Here is a 17,626-nt window from a genome sequence, read left to right as displayed (position 1 = left end):
TTGAATAATATATTTCAATTCTGCTATCTTACGCCGTTACAGATAGGAGAAACATGTATAAGCAAAATATATTACTACTAGGCGCGGCATTAGCTTTATCAGGCTGTATGAATATGCCAACGCCCCCATCGCAGATTACTGGCGCCTATACAACGGACCTTAAATACACGAACTATAAGTGTTCAACCCTCACCGCTGAACTCGACTCTTTGGCACGTAGAGAGAATCAGCTCGTCACCGCGCAAGAGCAGCGAATTAAAGGCAGTCAGGTGCAGGCTTTCTGGTTCGGCTATGGTCAAGGTGACGGTGTAGAAGCTTCAGAGCTCGCAAATGTACGCGGTGCATCCGAAGCCGTTCGCAAAGCGATGGACAAAAAGGGCTGTAAATAGTCCCACCTCAAATCTCAAAGATATAGGAGGCACCCTAGCGGGCGCCCCCCTCGTCGTCAGCCTTACGCGGAGTGCGAAGAACGATGCGTCCGCCAATCGGCATGGCTGCAAGATTGATCGAAAGTCCGTGGCCGTCCTGATGTGCCCAGGCTGAGCCGATGCGATGCCAAAAAGCCGCGTCGCCCTCGCCCCGAACGGCATATGCCACAAAGGTCGGAGCGCTCGTGGGAGTCGTTGTTGCGGTGGTCATGGTGAAGTCCTTTCGTTTGGAGCCGGACCATTCCGGCCATGCCCCGACAAAGTCAGGCGCGCCCGACGCGCCGCACCGAAGGGAAACAGCCCACACGGGAGCGCAGCGAATGGAGCGGGCAGGTTGTTGCGGCGCGGCGAGCGTCTGACAGGGGCTCGGCAGGTCAGAGGAATGGAATCACGGCTCTACGAAGACTTGATCATCCCCTTATCACCGGCAATGATCGACCGATGGACGATCACACCACGGCAACAGGACGGCTCGAACGCGAGGGCGACGCGCTTTACCTGACAGATCGGCAGGGGAAACGCTGGCGCATCAAAGGCGATGCCCGGCTGATCGGCTTGTCAAACCATTACGTGCATCTCGCCGGAGTGCAGAAAGATGACGCCGTGCTGGAGGTCTTCCATTTCGAAGAGGTCGATCGCGAACCTTAGAAGCCGCTTATTTCGCAGTGCGTTGCCTCTGCGCCTCCTGCGCGCGGCGGCGCCTTAAACAACCGGCGGCAGTTTGCGCGAAATAGCTCCCATATTTCCAGCCCCACAGGCGATGGGGCGACAGACCTCGATCGAGGAATTCAATCTCGGTATAGTCCTTGCGATCCCAAGGGAGCATATAGGCGGGAAAGTCCCTGGGGATGCTGACGCGCTCATGCGCGAGCACCCGGACATATTCGTCGGTTTCGATCACCTCGAATGACAAGACGGTCCAATCATCTTCGCTCTTGAAGCCCACAAACCGTAGGGCAATCCAGTCGCCGGACTTACGAATTTGCCCAACGTAAGCCGGCTGACGACCGATCTTGCGGCCGCTCCCCTTTGGCGCACTATTGTCGGTGCAAGGATGCTTCGGCCATGGCGGGCCAAGCTCGTCGAAGAAAACACGGCTGCCATACAGGTTTTGGTAGAAAAACACGCGCTCACCGCAGACCGGACATGCCGCATTCGGAATGGTCACCGATTCAAAGGTCAGCCGCGGCGCTGGCTTGGGTTTCGGTGCAGGCGATCTACCGCCGCGGCGCTTCTCGCACCAGCCGCACATGCATGATGGGTAATGATTATAACCCGGCATAAGCCCCCTTCCGACCATAATGCCGGAAAAAGGTTATGTTTCAACAAAGGCGCATCGCGCCGCCCTCAAGAGAGGGCGGACGCAGCTGCCGTGCGCAGATATTCTGCGGCACGTTCGGCATGCGCTGCGGCGGTGAAAACCGCGCGCGTATCGTTGCGCAGAACCTTGAGCCAGCTTGCAATGTAGCTGGCATGATCTTCGCGCTCGGTCAGCGTGATCTTAAGATCGGCACAGAGGAATGCAGCGCCAAGCTCAGCAACCAGCTCTTCCTGCGCATAACCGGCATCGCCAAAGCGCTCGCGGCCAAAGTCGCGGTTGAGGCGAGACGCATGACGCGTCCAGTGCGTCATCTCGTGGGCAAGAGTCGCATAGTAGCTCTCGGCATCACGGAACGCTTCGAAGCTCGGCATGTGAATGCGATCGAGCGCCGGAATGTAACACGCGCCATCGCCACCATGACGAATGTCAGCGCCGGTTGCGGCAAAGAAAGCTTCTGCTGCTTCAATGCGCTGATCGGGATTGGTTTCACCTTCAGCCAAAGCGTAGAAATGCTCGGGCAAGCCTTCGATCTGATCGACGTTGAAAACGGTGTAGGCCTTGAGAAAGGGTATGGCCTGATCCTGATCTTCACCGGTCTCGGGATTGGTCTCGGTACGAACCAGAGTGTTCGCATAGACAACCGGCGAGCCTTTCTCGCCCTTGCGGACACAACCGCCAAGCTCGATGGCCTGCTTGAAGGTCATCCAGATAGGGGCGGCAAAGCCGTGCCCCATGGCCGATGCCCAGAGGCTGAGAATGTTGATCCCAGAATAAGGCTGACCATTGAAGCGCAGCGGGCGCGAGACGGCCCCGGCAGCGTGGCTGGCGTTCCAGGGCTGCATCCAGGGTTTTGTGCCCTTTTCGAGTGCTGCGATGATCTGGTTGGTGATCCGCGTATAAATGTCGGGTTTTGATGAGTTTCGATTTGTCATGTCCTTGCTCCTTTCGCTTGTCGTTGAGGACGCGAAGGAATCAGGACGGGCGGCTGAGCCGCTTGGTCATCGAGCTAATTTGCGAGAGGAACGGCCCACACGGGAGCGCAGCGAACGGAGCGGGCAGGCCGTTGACCATGCGGTGCGCCCGTCCACATTCGCGGCACCCTCAATACAAGTGGCGAAAGAGCTGTGATTGGATCAGGAGATCAGAAAGAAAAATTTAGATCAGTCATTGGCGGCTGTGCCCAAGCAGGCTTCAGTGAGAGTATCAGGCTTCTTGGGACCATGAAGCACGAGAACGACCTAATCGGCGTATAATCGCTTGGTTGCTACCTCGATTAAAGCGAGCTGTAAGAACGCTAGGGGCTCGATCTCTCAACTTACGGCGAAGTTTGACGATTTTTTGAAAGTCTGGAGTCAAAACCCAAACAGACCGATCATCTTGGTCGACTTCCACGCGGTAAAGAGCTCCCGGAACAGGATCACCGACGTAGGTTTCTGGATCAACATTCCGCCGCCATTCCTTTGACGTCCACCGCTGGTTCACGCGGCCAAGCATTTCATTTCGAAACTGTTCCCAAATCTCAGTTGTATCGGCTGTCGGCCAATCGCCATTGTCTGTCAGTGTCGCCACTTCGTTGCTTTCGAGCCAAACAACAAGATCGGTCGTGTCCACGAAGACAGGATTCTGATCTTTGACGGCAGCAATCGCGGCAACACGAGAAGGCAGTCCCGCCCTGACGAGCATGGCCATAGTAAATTTGGGCAAGCCCGTTTCAAGGCAGGCAGCAGCAGTCCCGGCAAGAAGTTCGGGCGTCCAACCAAGCGCAACGCGTCTGGTGCGCACCGCTTCGAGCGCCCAAACGAGACGATAGGTAAAAACATCCTCGATGAGTCGCATATTGTCCGGCCCAATTTCATGGACTGGTGTGCCTGCAAGCCAATCATTCAGAACCTCGTGCCAATTTGGCGGTAAGTCATCATCAGGAACGAAAGGCCGGATCGCTAAGAGCCGTTCGGCAAGCGATACGATTGATGCCTGCAATGTTTCAAGTTCGCCAGCGATCGCGGCGAGGTCGGCCTGATCGAGCGATTCAGCGAGCTCATCTGCCATATCGTCCAATACCAAGCCTGCTTCGAGGCCGACGCCCATGGCGAAATGGCCGCGCCTTTGTTCGACGGTTGTTTCCGACCAAATCAGCTGTGATCTTGCGGTGAAAAGTGAGAGCTGCCGCTGTCGTACTTCCTCGGTGCGCCGAGAAATTTGACGTGCCCAAAGCGATCCTATTAGCGCCTCATCTATCAGTCGTGGCAGGTCTTCGGCATCAGCATCTAGCGCCTCGACCAAGCCGAGCACGGCATGGTCGAGCTTCTCTAAGAGAAGTTCAAGCGGCTCATCTCCTTCTTCATCAACATCGATATGCCAGGCAGGTCTTTGATTGGCCAAATACTCGAAGGCATCGTCACGAGCGAGAATCCCACCGCGCGCCAAGCGCTGGAGGATTTCGTTTGCGATTAGGACCAAGCCACTTTCAAGGGTTCGGGTACGCGCAGAATTTACGAGGTCGCGCCAATTACGCCTTCGCCAGCCGCTCGGCTCATACATCACATGAATGACAAGGCCTTCAAGATCGACAAAAGCTCGACCTGCTCTGCCAGCCACATTCGCAAACTCTTCACCTGTCAATGGAATGCCAGCACGAACCAGGTTAGGTACGAGCAACACCGCAGCATTGAGGTTCAACCCTTGAGCTAATGTGGGCGATGCCACGGTGACAGTGAGAACACCGGCATTCAGCAAGGCCTCCACTTCCCGCAGGAATGGATTGGGCAGCCTCGCGTGATGAATAGCGACGCCTGCGCTTAGGCATTGAACGGCCGGATGGTCTGCGCCTAGCCACTCAGCGCCAACGGACTTTGCACGTTCGATAGCTTCATTGTTGTCGAGAAGTGACGGTAAAAATCCACGCCGCACTAAATCGACGACAGCTTTCGCATATCCCTCAACATGATCCCGCTGCGTGCAGAAGATCAGAGTCTTCTTCCCTTCATCAGAGAATTTCCAAGCAGCAGCCAGTGTGAGCTCCCGATTGTCGCGCGGAAACGGGGTGCGCCGAGGAGCAATCGCGGGCTGTTGCCCGATAAATTGCGGAATAAACGGGCCATCGTCGTCGAGATCGAATGTCAAACGAGCATTGTGTCCGTTCCAAGCCAAAGTGCCAAACCTTTGACGCGTAGGACGCCAGTTCGATTTGATTGGGTCTCCATCCACGTCATTGCGTATCCAGGCTGTCAGGTCATCGAGCTGTTCGCCATCGGGTAAAATTGCCGAAAGGCAGACGATTCGCCTACTGTCCGCGTCTTCTCGGCTTAGTAGCCGTTGAACGAGAATCTCGTACCGAAGCTCCCGTTCGCTTGGGCCGATCAAATGGCCTTCGTCGAGAACGATGAGGCCGATATCGTCGATTAGTTCTGCGTCACTTCGCAGCGCAAAATCGAGCTTCTCAGGTGTAGCAATGACAATCGCGCGGGTACGAAGCGCGTCCTCGTCACCTGGCATAGTCCCGCTCGCCCCGTAGAGTGAAGAAACGGAAAACCCTAGAGGGCCGAACGTATTTCGGAATGAGCGTTCCGTTTGGGCTGACAAAGCCCTGAGCGGAGTCACGAGAAGCACTCGTTTTGCAGCGCTCAAGGAAACGAGTGCACACAGCTCGGCGACACGAGTTTTCCCAGCGCTAGTTGGCAAGGCAACGACCAAATCGTCGGTCAAGTCAGTTGCTCGCCTTGCAGCCTCGATTTGAGATGGCCAGAGCTCAACCTCGGACGCCTTTCTCGCGTATAGTGATGCGAGAAGCATTTCGCGAAGTTCGGTGTATCTATCAGCACCCTCAGGTCCGTTCGACGGTACGATGCGATGGAGGCTGTTTGACCATTGGTCGTCGATTAGATGCAAGGCAACGCGAATAATCCACCACAGTGTCACGGCACCCACGGCTGACGCCACTTTTAGGGAACTCCGCAAGATCCCGATGGCGCGCTCGTGTGCGCCCGGCGAGCCGCTAAGCAACGCAAACTCGAAATAAGCAAAGGCTCGGTAGACCGAAGTCGTAAGTATGGCGGCGTAGGCTTCGTCGGTATCTGAATCCTCATCTTCCAACCTCGCGGCGATAGCAACATCGCTATGAGCGACATCGGTCAGCCATGCCTCGGCTTGGGCACGCAACGATTGGAGATCGTTGAGAATGAGACTAACGACCGCAAGCTCTGCAGGAGCAAAATTCGGTTCGCTATCCCGTTGTGCCATTAAGGAGAAAGCCATCGCCGAATATCCGGCGAGGTGGTAACTTGCGGCACCCATCGTGCGCAAAAATCCATGACCTATGTCCCCCGGTGATCCGTTGCGAATCAGTGCTTCGAAGGCGTTTCCAGCATGCAGGAAACCGTCGCGCCATACTTTCGGATCACCCTGTTGCTCACGGAGAGCGAGCGAAGCGCGCAAGAGCGAAAGGCCATATTCGGAAAGGTCTGTATCGAGTGTCGCAGCGAATACAGGTGACTCGGGCGGCAATTCGCCCCCGCGCCGAGTTATTGCACGCGCTTCACCACGCGCAAGAAGCCGGCCGCGAACATTTGGTTGCGCAACAGCGTCAATAAATTCCTCAAGTTCTTCAATCGTCTCCAAGGTTTGAAACCTCTTGGTAAAGCCAAGCTATGAAGTCGGCGTGATCGTCGATCCTGAGGTTGACCGATAGATGAGGGCGTAACTCATCGGCATTCTCGATATCGGATTCCAGGTGATCCAAAGGGTCATTTCCTGTGAGCGTAAAGATGCAATGCGTGATACGGTCTGGGCGTAGACTTCGACGCCCCATCTCGTTTCGTATTCGTCTGCCTAAAGCTCTATCCGTTCCAGTCGCTTCGAGCAGGCGGTCGATGACGAATAGCAGAGAAATCGGCGTAGGCCTGCCATGGTCAGCTGTTAGCCGATTGCGAGCTTCTTCTATGACACCGCCGCCCATATACTGGCCGCTTTTCGCTTCTCCTTTCAGGAGAAGCAGACGGTCATCATCGTCTTCAAACACGCCAAGAAAATCATCGCCGCGCAACGCCATGTTTCGCCCATCCTTATAGCGAAGTCTGCGGACTGGGACCCGAAACTCGGTCTGATACTCAATAAACTCTGTGGCTAAGACCTCTCCGATTTCTCCAGATCGGGCTCTAGGGCTCGTGGGCAATCGCTCTGCTAGAAGCGCTCCGGCAGCAGGAAAACCGAGGTCTGTGATATCATCCGCGATATTGCGAGGGTCATCATAGTGAGATCTAATGCATTCGATCAGCTCATCTTCGATCCAGTCCCGTCCCCCATCGATTTCAGAAAGCGCAAACAAGCTCTTCAGCTCGCTGAGCTCTTCTTCTTCAATTTTAAGCCAATCCTCTAAGTCCATCATCGAGGCCGACTCTCATTTAGGGAATCGGTCATGTTCAAGACACTGTTTCGCTGATTTTTAGAGGACTTTGTCACGCAGCAGCCCTCCCACTCACATCTTTAAGCACCTGGACGATCCGCTGCACCTCCGCCTGCGGAAATACGCCGCTGATCCCCTGATCATCGAGATCGGTGAACGGGCTTTCGTACAGCCTGCGCGGGTCCATTGCCCCGCGTTCCGTCAGATAGTCGATGATCAAGTTGATGAACTCGATCTGGTTCGCGTTCAGATTTTGACCTGCTAGAACTTCGGCGAAGGCATCCTTTGCCGCATCGCGATCGAGGCCGATCAGTGATCGAATAAATAGGCCCAAGCCGCCCTCGCTTGTGATGACTGCTATGTCCTCATCACGGGCATCCGTTTCTTCGCGCAAAATGCGTTCCAGCTCGACCAAGTCTTGGGGGGTCAGCTGTTCGTTGCGATGGAGCTTCTGAATTGTGATGTGGTCAGCATGCGCCTTCAGGAAATGGCGCACTTTCATAAGGAAGCGCGGTTTATCGGTTCCGATTCCGGCGTGTGGCAAATCGATAGGTGTTGCCTCACCCATCTCGTCTTCGAAGTCGGTGTAGATAATCACCGCTTCTTCGCCTTCGATCAGCTTGATGAGCGCACGAAGGCGACGACGCATTTGTTCTAGCGTCCACGCGTCAATGTCGATCCAGTAATCAGGCGTTTGGACTTCGAGGATCAGGTCCATTTGCGCTGCCACCATCGGCACATTCCCCAGCTCTTCGAGCTTGGACGCAAGAGCGATCACCTTCTCCTGGCACTGCACGAAAGACGTGTCGTTCTGAAGCAACGCGAGCTGGCCTTTGAGCACGATGTAATCAAACTGCTTGGCAGCTATGTCGGTGTCCTCATATGCCGATGGCAGGCCGGCGATTTCATTAGTAAGCACTTCACGTTCGTTGGGGCCAATCTCATTCCAAGCATCTCGTTGCTGGAATTCTTCAACCTCCTTGCGCCTTGCGCGCACAAGGAAATTGTCGAGGTTCATCGCGCTAACTTCTTCGAAGAGGCGCTCGCGAGTGTCGCTGTCGAGCTGATCTAGCTCCTGCCCGCGCTCTTCACCGGAAAGACCTGCCAACTGCATCGCCAACTCGACGCGCGTTGCAAACAGCTTCTCGGTAAGTGAGGGCGATTGCTTGCCCTCCTTCAGATTCGGGTTCTGATTGAAGAACTCAAAATTCTGGCAGTAGTCGAAGATAAGGAACTCGATCTTGTTGCGGCCGGGGCCGAACAGGTCTTCGCAGAGGCGCGTGCCTCGCCCGATCATCTGCCAGAACTTGGTTTTCGATCGCACGACTTTGAAAAATACCAGATTGAGAACCTCGGGCACGTCGATGCCCGTGTCGAGCATGTCGACCGAGATGGCGATGTGCGGCGGTTTCTCGGCAATCGAGAAATCGTCGATCAGCGATTGCGGATACTCGACCGAGTAATCGATCACGCGCGCAAACGAGCCCTTCAGATGGGGGTAGTTGGCGTCAAAGCGTTCGGCGATGAATTGGGCGTGCTTGTGGTTCTTCGCGAAAATGATCGTCTTACCCAGCCGGTCACCCTCGGCGACCTTGAGGCCATTGACCATCAGATGCTCCAGCACCTTGTCGACGGTGTCCTCATTGAACAGCCATTTGTTGAGCGCGGCCGGATCGACATCGCCCTTGGGCAACTGACCTTCCCATTCGAGAAGATCCCACTTCTCCTTGTCCTCGTCAGAAAGCTGTTCGTATTTGATCCCCTCGCGCATGAAACGCGTCGGCACAGAGATCGGCGTCGGCGGCACAAGAAAGCCATCAGCTACCGCTTCCTCAAGATCATAGCTGTCGGTGGGTACGCCGCGCTCCAGCTCGAAGAGCGAATAGGTGTCGCGGTCAATCTCGTCACGGGGCGTGGCGGTGAGCCCGACCAGTAGGCTGTCGAAATAGTCGAAGATTGCGCGGTATTTCCGGTACACCGAGCGGTGTGCCTCATCGATCACGATCAGATCGAAATGCCCTGGACCATAGCGCTTTTGTCCGTTTTGCATCTCATCGATCAGCCCCATCATCGTGGGGTAAGTCGCCACGCACACGCGCGCGCCATTATGATCGTTTTTTTTGGCGTCGTGCTTCTCGATCAGATTGGCGCTTGGTGTTGTCGGGATGTGCGCCTTGAAGGCGTTATGCGCCTGCTTCACCAGCGCGACGCGGTCCGCCAGAAACAGCACGCGCTTGCACCAATTAGCGCGCATGAGCTGATCGACCAGCGCGATGACGGTACGGGTCTTGCCCGAGCCTGTTGCCATAACGAGCAAGGCCTTGCGCTGCCGGTCTTTCTCGAAAGCCTCATCAATTCGTCTAATGGCGCGTGTCTGGTAGTAGCGCCCGGCGATTCTTTCATCGATCTTAGTGGTGGCGATAGCGCGGCGGGCCGCCTTGCGTTGGCGCCAGAGTTCCAGCTCGTCCTTCTTGTAGAAGCCATGCACCTCGCGGGGCGGATAGGCTTCGTCATCCCAGAGCCAGTGTTTGTAGCCGTTGGTGTAGAAAATCAGCGGACGAACCCCGAACTGCTTCTCAAGGCAATCAGCATAAAGCTTGGCCTGCTGCTGTCCTTCACGCGGATCGCGCTTGGTGCGCTTGGCTTCGATCACCGCGAGCGGCTTGCCGTCGTCGCCCCACAGCACATAGTCGACAAAGCCCTCGCCGGACGTGCTCGGCATGCCGGTGACGGGATATTCGCGGTCGCGCTCCTGGTCGAGCGGCCAACCCGCCTCGGCAAGCAAGCGGTCGATCCAGATGTCGCGGGTTTCGGCTTCGTTGTAGTCGTGGGTATCTTCGACCTTGGCATTCTCGGCCTTGATCGACTCGATCTGCTCCTGAAGCTCCTTTATTTGGGCATCGAGCGCGGCGCGGTCTTCCTCGCTCTTGATGCGGGCGGCCTGCTCTTCGGCAAGCGCGGCGGCGGCCTCCTCATGCTCCTTGGCGATCGCCTGCAATTTCTTAAGCGTCGAGGCTTCGACCTGAACTGCGCGCGGCAAGGCAGCGATGGAGAACTGCACAACGGGATCGGGCTTAGCCCCGCGCGCATAGGTGCGGACCAGCCAGTAGCAGAAATCGAAGAGCTGCTTCAGGCTGTCAGTCGCGGACTTCTCCGGAACGGGCCGTGTTTCGTGCACCGCGACATTGCCCAGGTCTTTGATGATCCGCGCCTTGGTGACGAGTGCATTGCCGACCAGCGAGCGGAAAGAGCCCTCATGGATCAGCGCGGAGAGCGTCGTGTCGTATGGTGAATGCAGGTTGCGGTCGTGCCCGTACATCCACTTAACTGCGCTTTCGAGCGCAAGGCGAGCATGAAAGCAGCTCCCACGCGGATCGGACAGGGCGAGCGTCTCCGCCTTCCTCGCGAGGCCATAGACCTCGGCAAACTCAGATTGAAGGAAGGCGAACTGCGACATGGTTACAGCTCTCCTTGAAAGGCGCGGTGTTGGAGGGACGAAAAAAGCGCTTCGCTACCTTCTTCCGCTGCGCGAAAAGTAGCTTTCCGTGTCTCGATCACACCGATCAGCTTCTGAAATTCGTCTTGTAACGCTCTAGCTGGCATCGGAATCGGTAGCTCTCGAAGGATCGCAAGATTTATGTTTTTTTGCGCAGACTGTGGCGCGATCTCTTCAAGGCGCTTTTGGACGCGTGACATCCAAAATTGCACGTATTCTGCGTTCGTGTCCGTACCCGGCGTGAAACCCACGACGCTATCAGGAAAGCAAGCGTCGATGTTCAATATCGCAGTCTTGCCGATATTGGCGGCGATCGTGATGCAAAGTGTCCCAGATGGCCACTTGCGCGACTGCTTCAGCCCGAGATCGGAATATGTGCTTGTGAAATTTCGAATATAGCCATCGGCATTGGCCACATCACCAGTTTGGATGAGCGGATGCTCGCCACCAAGCAGTGCAGGATCATTTCTCGGGCGGTGCTTTGAAACGCCTCGATCCAATATTCCGACCTCTCCCAGCTTCTTGATTAGGAAACCCTTAGGATTGGTGACAGGATCACCAAACATCTCGTGAAAGATGGCTTGGCCGAGTTGGTTGAGGCGGTCGATGGCGCGCTGGCGCTTGCGGCGGAGTTCGTCCGCCTGATCAAGGATCCCCGCAATCCGCTTCTGCTCGTCGAGCGTGGGAAGCGGGATCTCGATCTCGTCGATATGTTCGTTCTTCAAGTTGTTGATGTTCGCGCCTGCTGCCAGCGCGGACATTCTCCTGCGGTAATCCCGCGTCTTGAAAAAGTGGCCGATGTAGCGGGCGTGCACCTTAGGTGATGGACGCACTACTTTGCAGAAAGCACCGAAACCCATGCCGAGGTCGTGCTCAGCTTGGGCCGCTTTCCCAACAACGGAGATGCTTCCACTTGAGGCGGCGATCACGATATCACCCGATCGAACTTGCTGTTTCGCAGATACCTTTTCGGCACGGACATAAACCAAGTCATCAAAGCTCAAACCGTCGTCCGTAATATTGTTCGCGCGCAGCACAGGCAAAAAGCCTTCGGCAGGACGGTCGACAACGTCCGCTTTGGCGTAAGAAACGCCACGAATTTGATCTGCAATTTCGGCTAACGCAATGACGGTCATCCCAGCATCGCCTCCAGCTTGGTGAGGCCATCGCTGATTTCCCGCTCCAGCATGCGCAGTTCTTTGATGATGTCGGCGGGCTTGTCGTGCGTCACTTCCTCGTGCTCGACCTCCTTGTAGCGGTTGAGCGAGAGGTCATAGGTGCCGGTGGCGATAATCTCGTCCTTGAGCACGGTGAAGCTCTGCGCCGTGCGCGGGTTCTCGCGTTCCTCAGTATCGCGCTTGCCCCAGCGGATTAGCGCATCGGGCAGGTTGTTCTTGGCATGCTCATCGGCCGTTAGCGGCGAAGTGAATTGCAGCCCCAGTTTATCATCAGGCAGCAGCGCATTGCGCTTGTCGTCCAGCGAGTATCCGTCGGCCTGCATGTCGTAGAACCAGACATGATCCGTGCCGCCCACGCCGGTCTTGGTGAAGAACAACACGGCGGTGGACACGCCCGCATAGGGCCGGAATACGCCGGAGGGCAGTTTCAGCACGCCTTCGAGCTTGTGCTTTTCAACCAGCAGCTCGCGTAATTTCTGGTGCGCCTTGGATGATCCGAACAGCACGCCGTCCGGTACGACCACAGCCGCGCGTCCGCCTGTTTTCAGCAAGCGTAGAAACAGAGCGATAAAGAGCAGCTCGGTCTTCTTGGTCTTGACGATCTGCTGGAGGTCCTTGGCGGTCGCATCGTAATCGAGCGAACCGGCAAAGGGTGGGTTGGCGAGGATCAGGCTGTACTTGCCCGCATCACTATCATGCTCCTGCGCCAGGCTGTCGCGGTAGCTGATATCGGGATTGTCCACGCCGTGGAGCGTCATATTCATGCTGCCGATGCGGAGCATGGTAGGGTCGAAGTCGAAGCCGTGGAACATCTGCTCGTGGAAGTGCTTGCGCAGCTTCTCGTCGCGGAACAGCTGCGGGTGATTGTTGCGCAGATATTCGCCGGCCGCGACCAGAAAGCCGCACGTGCCAGCGGCCGGGTCGCAGATCACATCCTGCGGCGTCGGCCGGGTCATTTCGACCATCAGCTGGATGATGTGACGCGGGGTGCGGAACTGACCATTCGTGCCCGCGCTGGCGATCTTGCTAAGCATGTATTCGTAGAGATCGCCTTTGGTGTCGCGATCATCCATCGGGATTTTGTCGAGCATATCGACGGCCTTGGCGAGCAACGCGGCGTTGCTGAAACCCAGCCGCGCCTCTTTCATATGCTCGCCGTAGCTTGAGCCCTCTTCCCCCAGCTGGCGCAGAAATGGGAAAACGCGCTCGGCGACGACATCCATCATCTCGCGCGCTTCGAAGTTTTTGAAACGCGACCAGCGCAGGTCGGAATAGGCGCGCCCCTGATCGTCATAGCCATCAGGGAAAATCCGACGCTCCATCGGAATGCCAAGGTTCGAAGCCTTGCTTTCCTCTAGCGTTTGTAAGTCATCCAGTCGCTTAATAAATAGCAGGTAGGTGATCTGCTCGATCACCGACAGAGGGTTTGAAACACCTCCCGACCAGAAGGCATTCCAGATTTGATCGACTTGATTGCGAATTTCGCCAGTTAGCACGTTTCAGCCTCCTCCCGCTGAATTAGCTTGTTTTTCTTACTGATCTCGAAGTTACCCGACTCGCGAGAAATTTCCAAGCATTTTCAGGTAATTATGAATCTTCTGAAGTGACCGCCACGGCTGCCCACAAAGTAAAAGATGAGCGTCGAGCCTTATGTGACCTGGCATTCCTTCCTCTCAGGCGTTCTCCGTTTCGCAACCGAGCCCTTCTATATCGGCGTTTTCGCACAGATGTCTCTGCAACATGCAACAGGCGGCGCTGTCCTTCTCTTTGTTTCGGCCCCAGGGTGCATGCGATCCAACGGTGCACTGCCTTCCAGACGAAAGGCCTCGATCGGCGAGGCTTCAACGATGGAGGGAACGATGCCTTATCAATTCGACACGCAAGCGCTCATGGCTTTGACATTGCCGGAGCTTATGGCGCTTTACCAAACGCTGAAATCGGAAATTGCTGAAATGCCTGCGGGAAGTCCGGCTGCGACTCGCACTGCCGATCTGATTGACAGGATTTGCTCGGTTATTCAGCAGAAGCGTCACGCAAGCGCTATGCGCATTTGGGGGCCGCGCCTTTAGGCGCGCTCCCTATATCGATGGCCGATAGACTGCTCTGTCGGCTCATTGGAAACACTCAATAGCAATCACCGAAGATTGCTTTGCTTCGAGCGTAGAGCATTGGCTCCCTCTCAAGCGCCAGCGGCTGGAGGAAGCGCAGCATTGCACCATCGTGCGGAGCTTCAATGCTATAGCTTTGGACGATCCCCACCCCTGCCCGACGGATCGGCTGTCTGGGTCTGCGCTTTTGAGTTTTTCGATGGCTTTGGCCGACGAACGTTCACAAGCGACGTGTCTATCATGTCCTTCAGGTGCGCCGCGTAGTGCTTCTCGATCATCTCGACGCTGGTGCGACAGTTTTTCGCGACCTGATAAATGTCCGCGCCTTCGAGAAGGCGGAAGCATATGTAGCTGTGGCGGAGGCTGTAAGCCGTCCGTGCTTTTCCGTTTCGATCGAACTTCAAATTGTTGTCCGCAAGGATGCGGTTGAACATTTTCTTGAATTCGTTGGGGAAGAGCCGATCGGTTGGTAGCGTCTCACGCTCCTCGGCATCGTCCTCCCCAGAGAGACGTTTGCGATCGCGGAGCCGCTCGAAAGGACGAACGGCGCCGGGCATACTCTTACAATATCCCACGCCGCGCTTCCCTCGCACTTCGATCTCGAGGATGTGTTCTCCGGAATAGTCGTCATCCACGATTTCGACGTCTCGGAATTCGAGCTGCTTAAGCTCATCGGGCCTTAGGCCGGTATTAGCAGCGAAGAGAACGAAGTCGTGAAGCTGCTCAGCGTGCCATTTAAAATGCGGCCGTGTTGGCTCCGCCGCATTGGCACGGGTGGACTGATAAAGGAGCTTGTATTCGTTGGGCGTAAACCAGGGTCGATGTTCAACCTTGGTCTGCCTTCGGTACGGATCTGATAGATCGGGTACGTGCTCGATCCATCCATGGCGGTATGCAGTTTTGAGCACCATGCTCAGCGTAACAATCTCGTTGTGGAGCGTGTTGCGAGCCGGTGGCCTCCATACCCTTTCGTCATCGTTCCAGTCTGCCGGCTTCGTCATTCTCTGTACGCGGTACTCCTGTGCCGCGCCGGAGGTGATAGACTGAACGGACATCTTGCCGAAATACGGCAGCAGATGGAGGCGGATGCGATCCTTGTGGCCTTGCACCCATTTGGGACTGCGACGGCCTTGGGTAATGGCCTCATATTCTTTTTCGAATTGAAGGGCGACCTGGGCGAAGGTCTTACCGGATTGGAGTTCGCCGAACCTCTTCTTGGCACAGAGCTCAAGGTACCAATCTTCTGCGACATCCTTGGCGAGAGCGAGGCTGCGCTCCTTGGTACTCCTGCGCCACTCTTTGCCATCAAGACAGGTATAGCAATGCCACTTACCGCCTTCAGCGCGGCGGTAGAGCGATACTTTTCCTCCTAATATGCGATGTCTCTCCATGCGATTCTCGGCCAGATTCAGATTTGTGCGATTTTGTGCGAACTTTGTGCGACACATTTTATTGTATCACAGGCCGATTCCGAGCGTCAAATTAGGCGATTGGGCAAAGAAAAAGCCCCTGTAAAAACAGGGGCTTATGAATTTCTTGAGTTGGTTGCGGGGGTAGGATTTGAACCTACGACCTTCAGGTTATGAGCCTGACGAGCTACCGGACTGCTCCACCCCGCGGCACCTTCGTGTTACGCCTCATTAGCCAATGATCGCTTTAGCGACCCTGTCTATCGCACGAACCGCGCGACAGCCGGACTATCTTGCGAAGCCCTGACAGACTTCGACGGCGCACCATCTCAAAACATATAGCCTTGAGACGAAAAAGCCGCCGCTCGGTTTAACCGGCAGCGGCCTTTTGAAACACGTGAATGGGCCTTCCGCGCAAACCCGCCGGCTACAATGCCTGGCGACGACCTACTCTTCCAATGCTTGAGCATTAGTACCATCGGCGCGGTCCGGTTTCACGGCCGAGTTCGAGATGGGATCGGGTGGGTCACAGACGCTATGGTCACCAAGCAATGAAGCAGGCGGGTGTGCGGGTTTTAAATCGATACTATTGAGCTTTTGAGGGCTTATCCGGCTTCGAGTTTCCTCCACTCTCGGACAGCTACAAAGCTGTCGTTGATGGTGGGATCCTACAAGCGCGAAAAGAACTATTAGGACCGGTTAGCTCCACACATTACTGCGCTTCCACACCCGGCCTATCAACGTCATGGTCTATGACGGTTCGAAGATTGCTTATCTTAAGGGAGGCTTCCCGCTTAGATGCTTTCAGCGGTTATCCCGTCCATACATAGCTACCCTGCGGCACCCTTGGCAGGATGACAGGTACACCAGAGGTATGTTCACCCCGGTCCTCTCGTACTAGGGGCAACTCCTTTCAACAATCGACGCCCACGGCAGATAGGGACCAAACTGTCTCGCGACGTTCTGAACCCAGCTCACGTACCACTTTAATTGGCGAACAGCCAAACCCTTGGGACCTGCTCCAGCCCCAGGATGTGATGAGCCGACATCGAGGTGCCAAACGATTCCGTCGATATGAGCTCTTGGGAATCATCAGCCTGTTATCCCCGGCGTACCTTTTATCCGTTGAGCGATGGCCCTTCCACGAGGGACCACCGGATCACTATGACCGACTTTCGTCTCTGCTCGACCTGTCGGTCTCGCAGTCAGGCAGGCTTATGCCATTGCACTCTTGCAGACGGTTTCCAACCGTCCTGAGCCTACCATCGCGCGCCTCCGTTACTCTTTAGGAGGCGACCGCCCCAGTCAAACTACCCGCCACAGAGGGTCCCTACACCGGCTAACGGTGCGAGGTTAGACATCAGAAAACAGCAGGGTGGTATTTCACCTATGGCTCCACTTGGACTGGCGCCCAAGTTTCAAAGCCTCCCACCTATGCTACACAACTCTTTCCTAATGCCACTCTGAAGCTGCAGTAAAGGTGCACGGGGTCTTTCCGTCTAACCGCGGGTACTCCGCATCTTCACGGAGAATTCAATTTCGCTGAGCATATCCTGGAGACAGTGGGGAAGTCGTTACGCCATTCGTGCAGGTCGGAACTTACCCGACAAGGAATTTCGCTACCTTAGGACCGTTATAGTTACGGCCGCCGTTTACTCGGGCTTCAATTCGGAGCTTGCACTCCTCCTCTTAACCTTCGAGCACCGGGCAGGCGTCAGACCCTATACGTCGTCTTGAAGCCGACTTAGCAGAGTCCTGTGTTTTTGCTAAACAGTCGCTACCCCCTGGCCTGTGCCCCCCACAAAGACTTGCGTCGATATGGGGCCTCCTTCTTCCGAAGGTACGGAGGCAATTTGCCGAGTTCCTTCAGGATACTTCTCTCAAGCGCCTTGGTATACTCTACCTGACCACCTGTGTCGGTTTCGGGTACGGTCTATACGGAGAGGCTATTTCCTGGAACTGCTTGGCTGCCCGTTCAATCCAATAAGAACGAACAACTTCCACAATCCGTCACACATCTCCAGGCCCACGAATATTAACGTGGTTCCCATCGACTACCCCCTTCGGGCTCGTCTTAGGGGCCGGCTCACCCTGCGCCGATTAGCGTTGCGCAGGAACCCTTGGTCTTTCGGCGAGAGGGCATCTCACCCTCTTTGTCGCTACTCATGTCAGCATTCGCACTTCCGATACGTCCACCGTCGGTTACCCTTCGGCTTCACTCGCTTACGGAACGCTCCGCTACCGCTCAGAATTAATTCTGAACCCTAAGCTTCGGTGCATCACTT

Annotated in this window: 12 protein-coding genes, 1 tRNA gene and 2 rRNA genes (1 of these 15 only partly in view); 3 read left to right on the top strand and 12 right to left on the bottom strand. The window is 55.8% G+C overall.

The genetic code is table 11. The annotated features are described in order from the left end of the window. The first annotated feature begins 53 nt into the window (after nucleotides 1-53). On the top strand, nucleotides 54-389 hold the full coding sequence (locus GRI58_RS12865) for a hypothetical protein (protein WP_160753999.1): 336 nt from the start codon (nucleotides 54-56) through the stop codon (nucleotides 387-389). 34 nt (nucleotides 390-423) lie between these two features. Here GRI58_RS12865 and GRI58_RS12860 read toward each other — a convergent pair whose 3' ends face one another. Next, a complete protein-coding gene (locus tag GRI58_RS12860) occupies nucleotides 424-639 on the bottom strand; it encodes a hypothetical protein (RefSeq protein ID WP_160753998.1) in 216 nt (71 codons plus the stop codon). A 230-nt stretch (nucleotides 640-869) separates the two neighbouring features. On the opposite strand from GRI58_RS12860, the gene GRI58_RS12855 reads away from it, so the two are divergent. Then, nucleotides 870-1,076 carry a DUF5818 domain-containing protein gene (locus GRI58_RS12855; protein WP_160753997.1) on the top strand — a complete coding sequence of 69 codons (207 nt, stop codon included), beginning with the start codon at nucleotides 870-872 and terminating at the stop codon, nucleotides 1,074-1,076. A gap of 7 nt (nucleotides 1,077-1,083) precedes the next feature. Here GRI58_RS12855 and GRI58_RS12850 read toward each other — a convergent pair whose 3' ends face one another. From GRI58_RS12850 to GRI58_RS12820, 7 genes are all read right to left on the bottom strand, one after another. Beyond that, nucleotides 1,084-1,554, bottom strand: coding sequence for a hypothetical protein (locus GRI58_RS12850; protein ID WP_160753996.1), 471 nt, complete (start codon nucleotides 1,552-1,554; stop codon nucleotides 1,084-1,086). A 221-nt stretch (nucleotides 1,555-1,775) separates the two neighbouring features. Continuing rightward, nucleotides 1,776-2,681, bottom strand: coding sequence for an ArdC family protein (locus GRI58_RS12845; RefSeq protein ID WP_160753995.1), 906 nt, complete (start codon nucleotides 2,679-2,681; stop codon nucleotides 1,776-1,778). Between the two features lie 271 nt (nucleotides 2,682-2,952). After that, nucleotides 2,953-6,366, bottom strand: coding sequence for a DEAD/DEAH box helicase (locus tag GRI58_RS12840; RefSeq protein WP_160753994.1), 3,414 nt, complete (start codon nucleotides 6,364-6,366; stop codon nucleotides 2,953-2,955). Further along, entirely contained in the window at nucleotides 6,353-7,132 is a 780-nt protein-coding gene (locus GRI58_RS12835; RefSeq protein WP_160753993.1) for a Hachiman antiphage defense system protein HamA, read from the bottom strand. Before GRI58_RS12835 ends, GRI58_RS12840 begins: the two co-directional genes overlap by 14 nt. Nucleotides 7,133-7,202: 70 nt before the next feature. Continuing rightward, nucleotides 7,203-10,607 carry a DEAD/DEAH box helicase family protein gene (locus GRI58_RS12830; RefSeq protein WP_160753992.1) on the bottom strand — a complete coding sequence of 1,135 codons (3,405 nt, stop codon included), beginning with the start codon at nucleotides 10,605-10,607 and terminating at the stop codon, nucleotides 7,203-7,205. A 2-nt stretch (nucleotides 10,608-10,609) separates the two neighbouring features. Then, nucleotides 10,610-11,782 carry a restriction endonuclease subunit S gene (locus GRI58_RS12825; RefSeq protein WP_160753991.1) on the bottom strand — a complete coding sequence of 391 codons (1,173 nt, stop codon included), beginning with the start codon at nucleotides 11,780-11,782 and terminating at the stop codon, nucleotides 10,610-10,612. After that, complete coding sequence (locus GRI58_RS12820) at nucleotides 11,779-13,320, bottom strand: N-6 DNA methylase (protein WP_160753990.1); 1,542 nt, start codon at nucleotides 13,318-13,320, stop codon at nucleotides 11,779-11,781. The genes GRI58_RS12825 and GRI58_RS12820 overlap by 4 nt, the downstream gene beginning before the upstream one ends. Before the next feature lie 138 nt (nucleotides 13,321-13,458). Between GRI58_RS12820 and GRI58_RS12815 the strand changes: the two genes are divergently transcribed. Next, complete coding sequence (locus GRI58_RS12815; protein ID WP_160753989.1) at nucleotides 13,459-13,893, top strand: hypothetical protein; 435 nt, start codon at nucleotides 13,459-13,461, stop codon at nucleotides 13,891-13,893. Nucleotides 13,894-14,060: 167 nt separating this feature from the next. Here the strand turns inward: GRI58_RS12815 and GRI58_RS12810 are convergent, their stop codons facing one another. The 4 genes from GRI58_RS12810 to GRI58_RS12795 all read right to left on the bottom strand — a co-directional run. Continuing rightward, nucleotides 14,061-15,323 (bottom strand): tyrosine-type recombinase/integrase, encoded by a 1,263-nt coding sequence (locus GRI58_RS12810; RefSeq protein WP_160753988.1) that lies wholly within the window; start codon nucleotides 15,321-15,323, stop codon nucleotides 14,061-14,063. Between the two features lie 151 nt (nucleotides 15,324-15,474). Then, nucleotides 15,475-15,551: transfer RNA gene (locus GRI58_RS12805), tRNA-Met, on the bottom strand. Nucleotides 15,552-15,775: 224 nt separating this feature from the next. Then, nucleotides 15,776-15,890, bottom strand: a 5S ribosomal RNA gene (rrf, locus tag GRI58_RS12800). A gap of 120 nt (nucleotides 15,891-16,010) precedes the next feature. Next, a 23S ribosomal RNA gene (locus GRI58_RS12795) occupies nucleotides 16,011-17,626 on the bottom strand; it runs 1,176 nt beyond the window's last position.

The organism is Qipengyuania algicida, assembly GCF_009828025.1.
Taxonomy (GTDB): Bacteria; Pseudomonadota; Alphaproteobacteria; order Sphingomonadales; family Sphingomonadaceae; genus Qipengyuania; species Qipengyuania algicida.
This window is presented reverse-complemented; position numbering and strand designations above follow the sequence as displayed.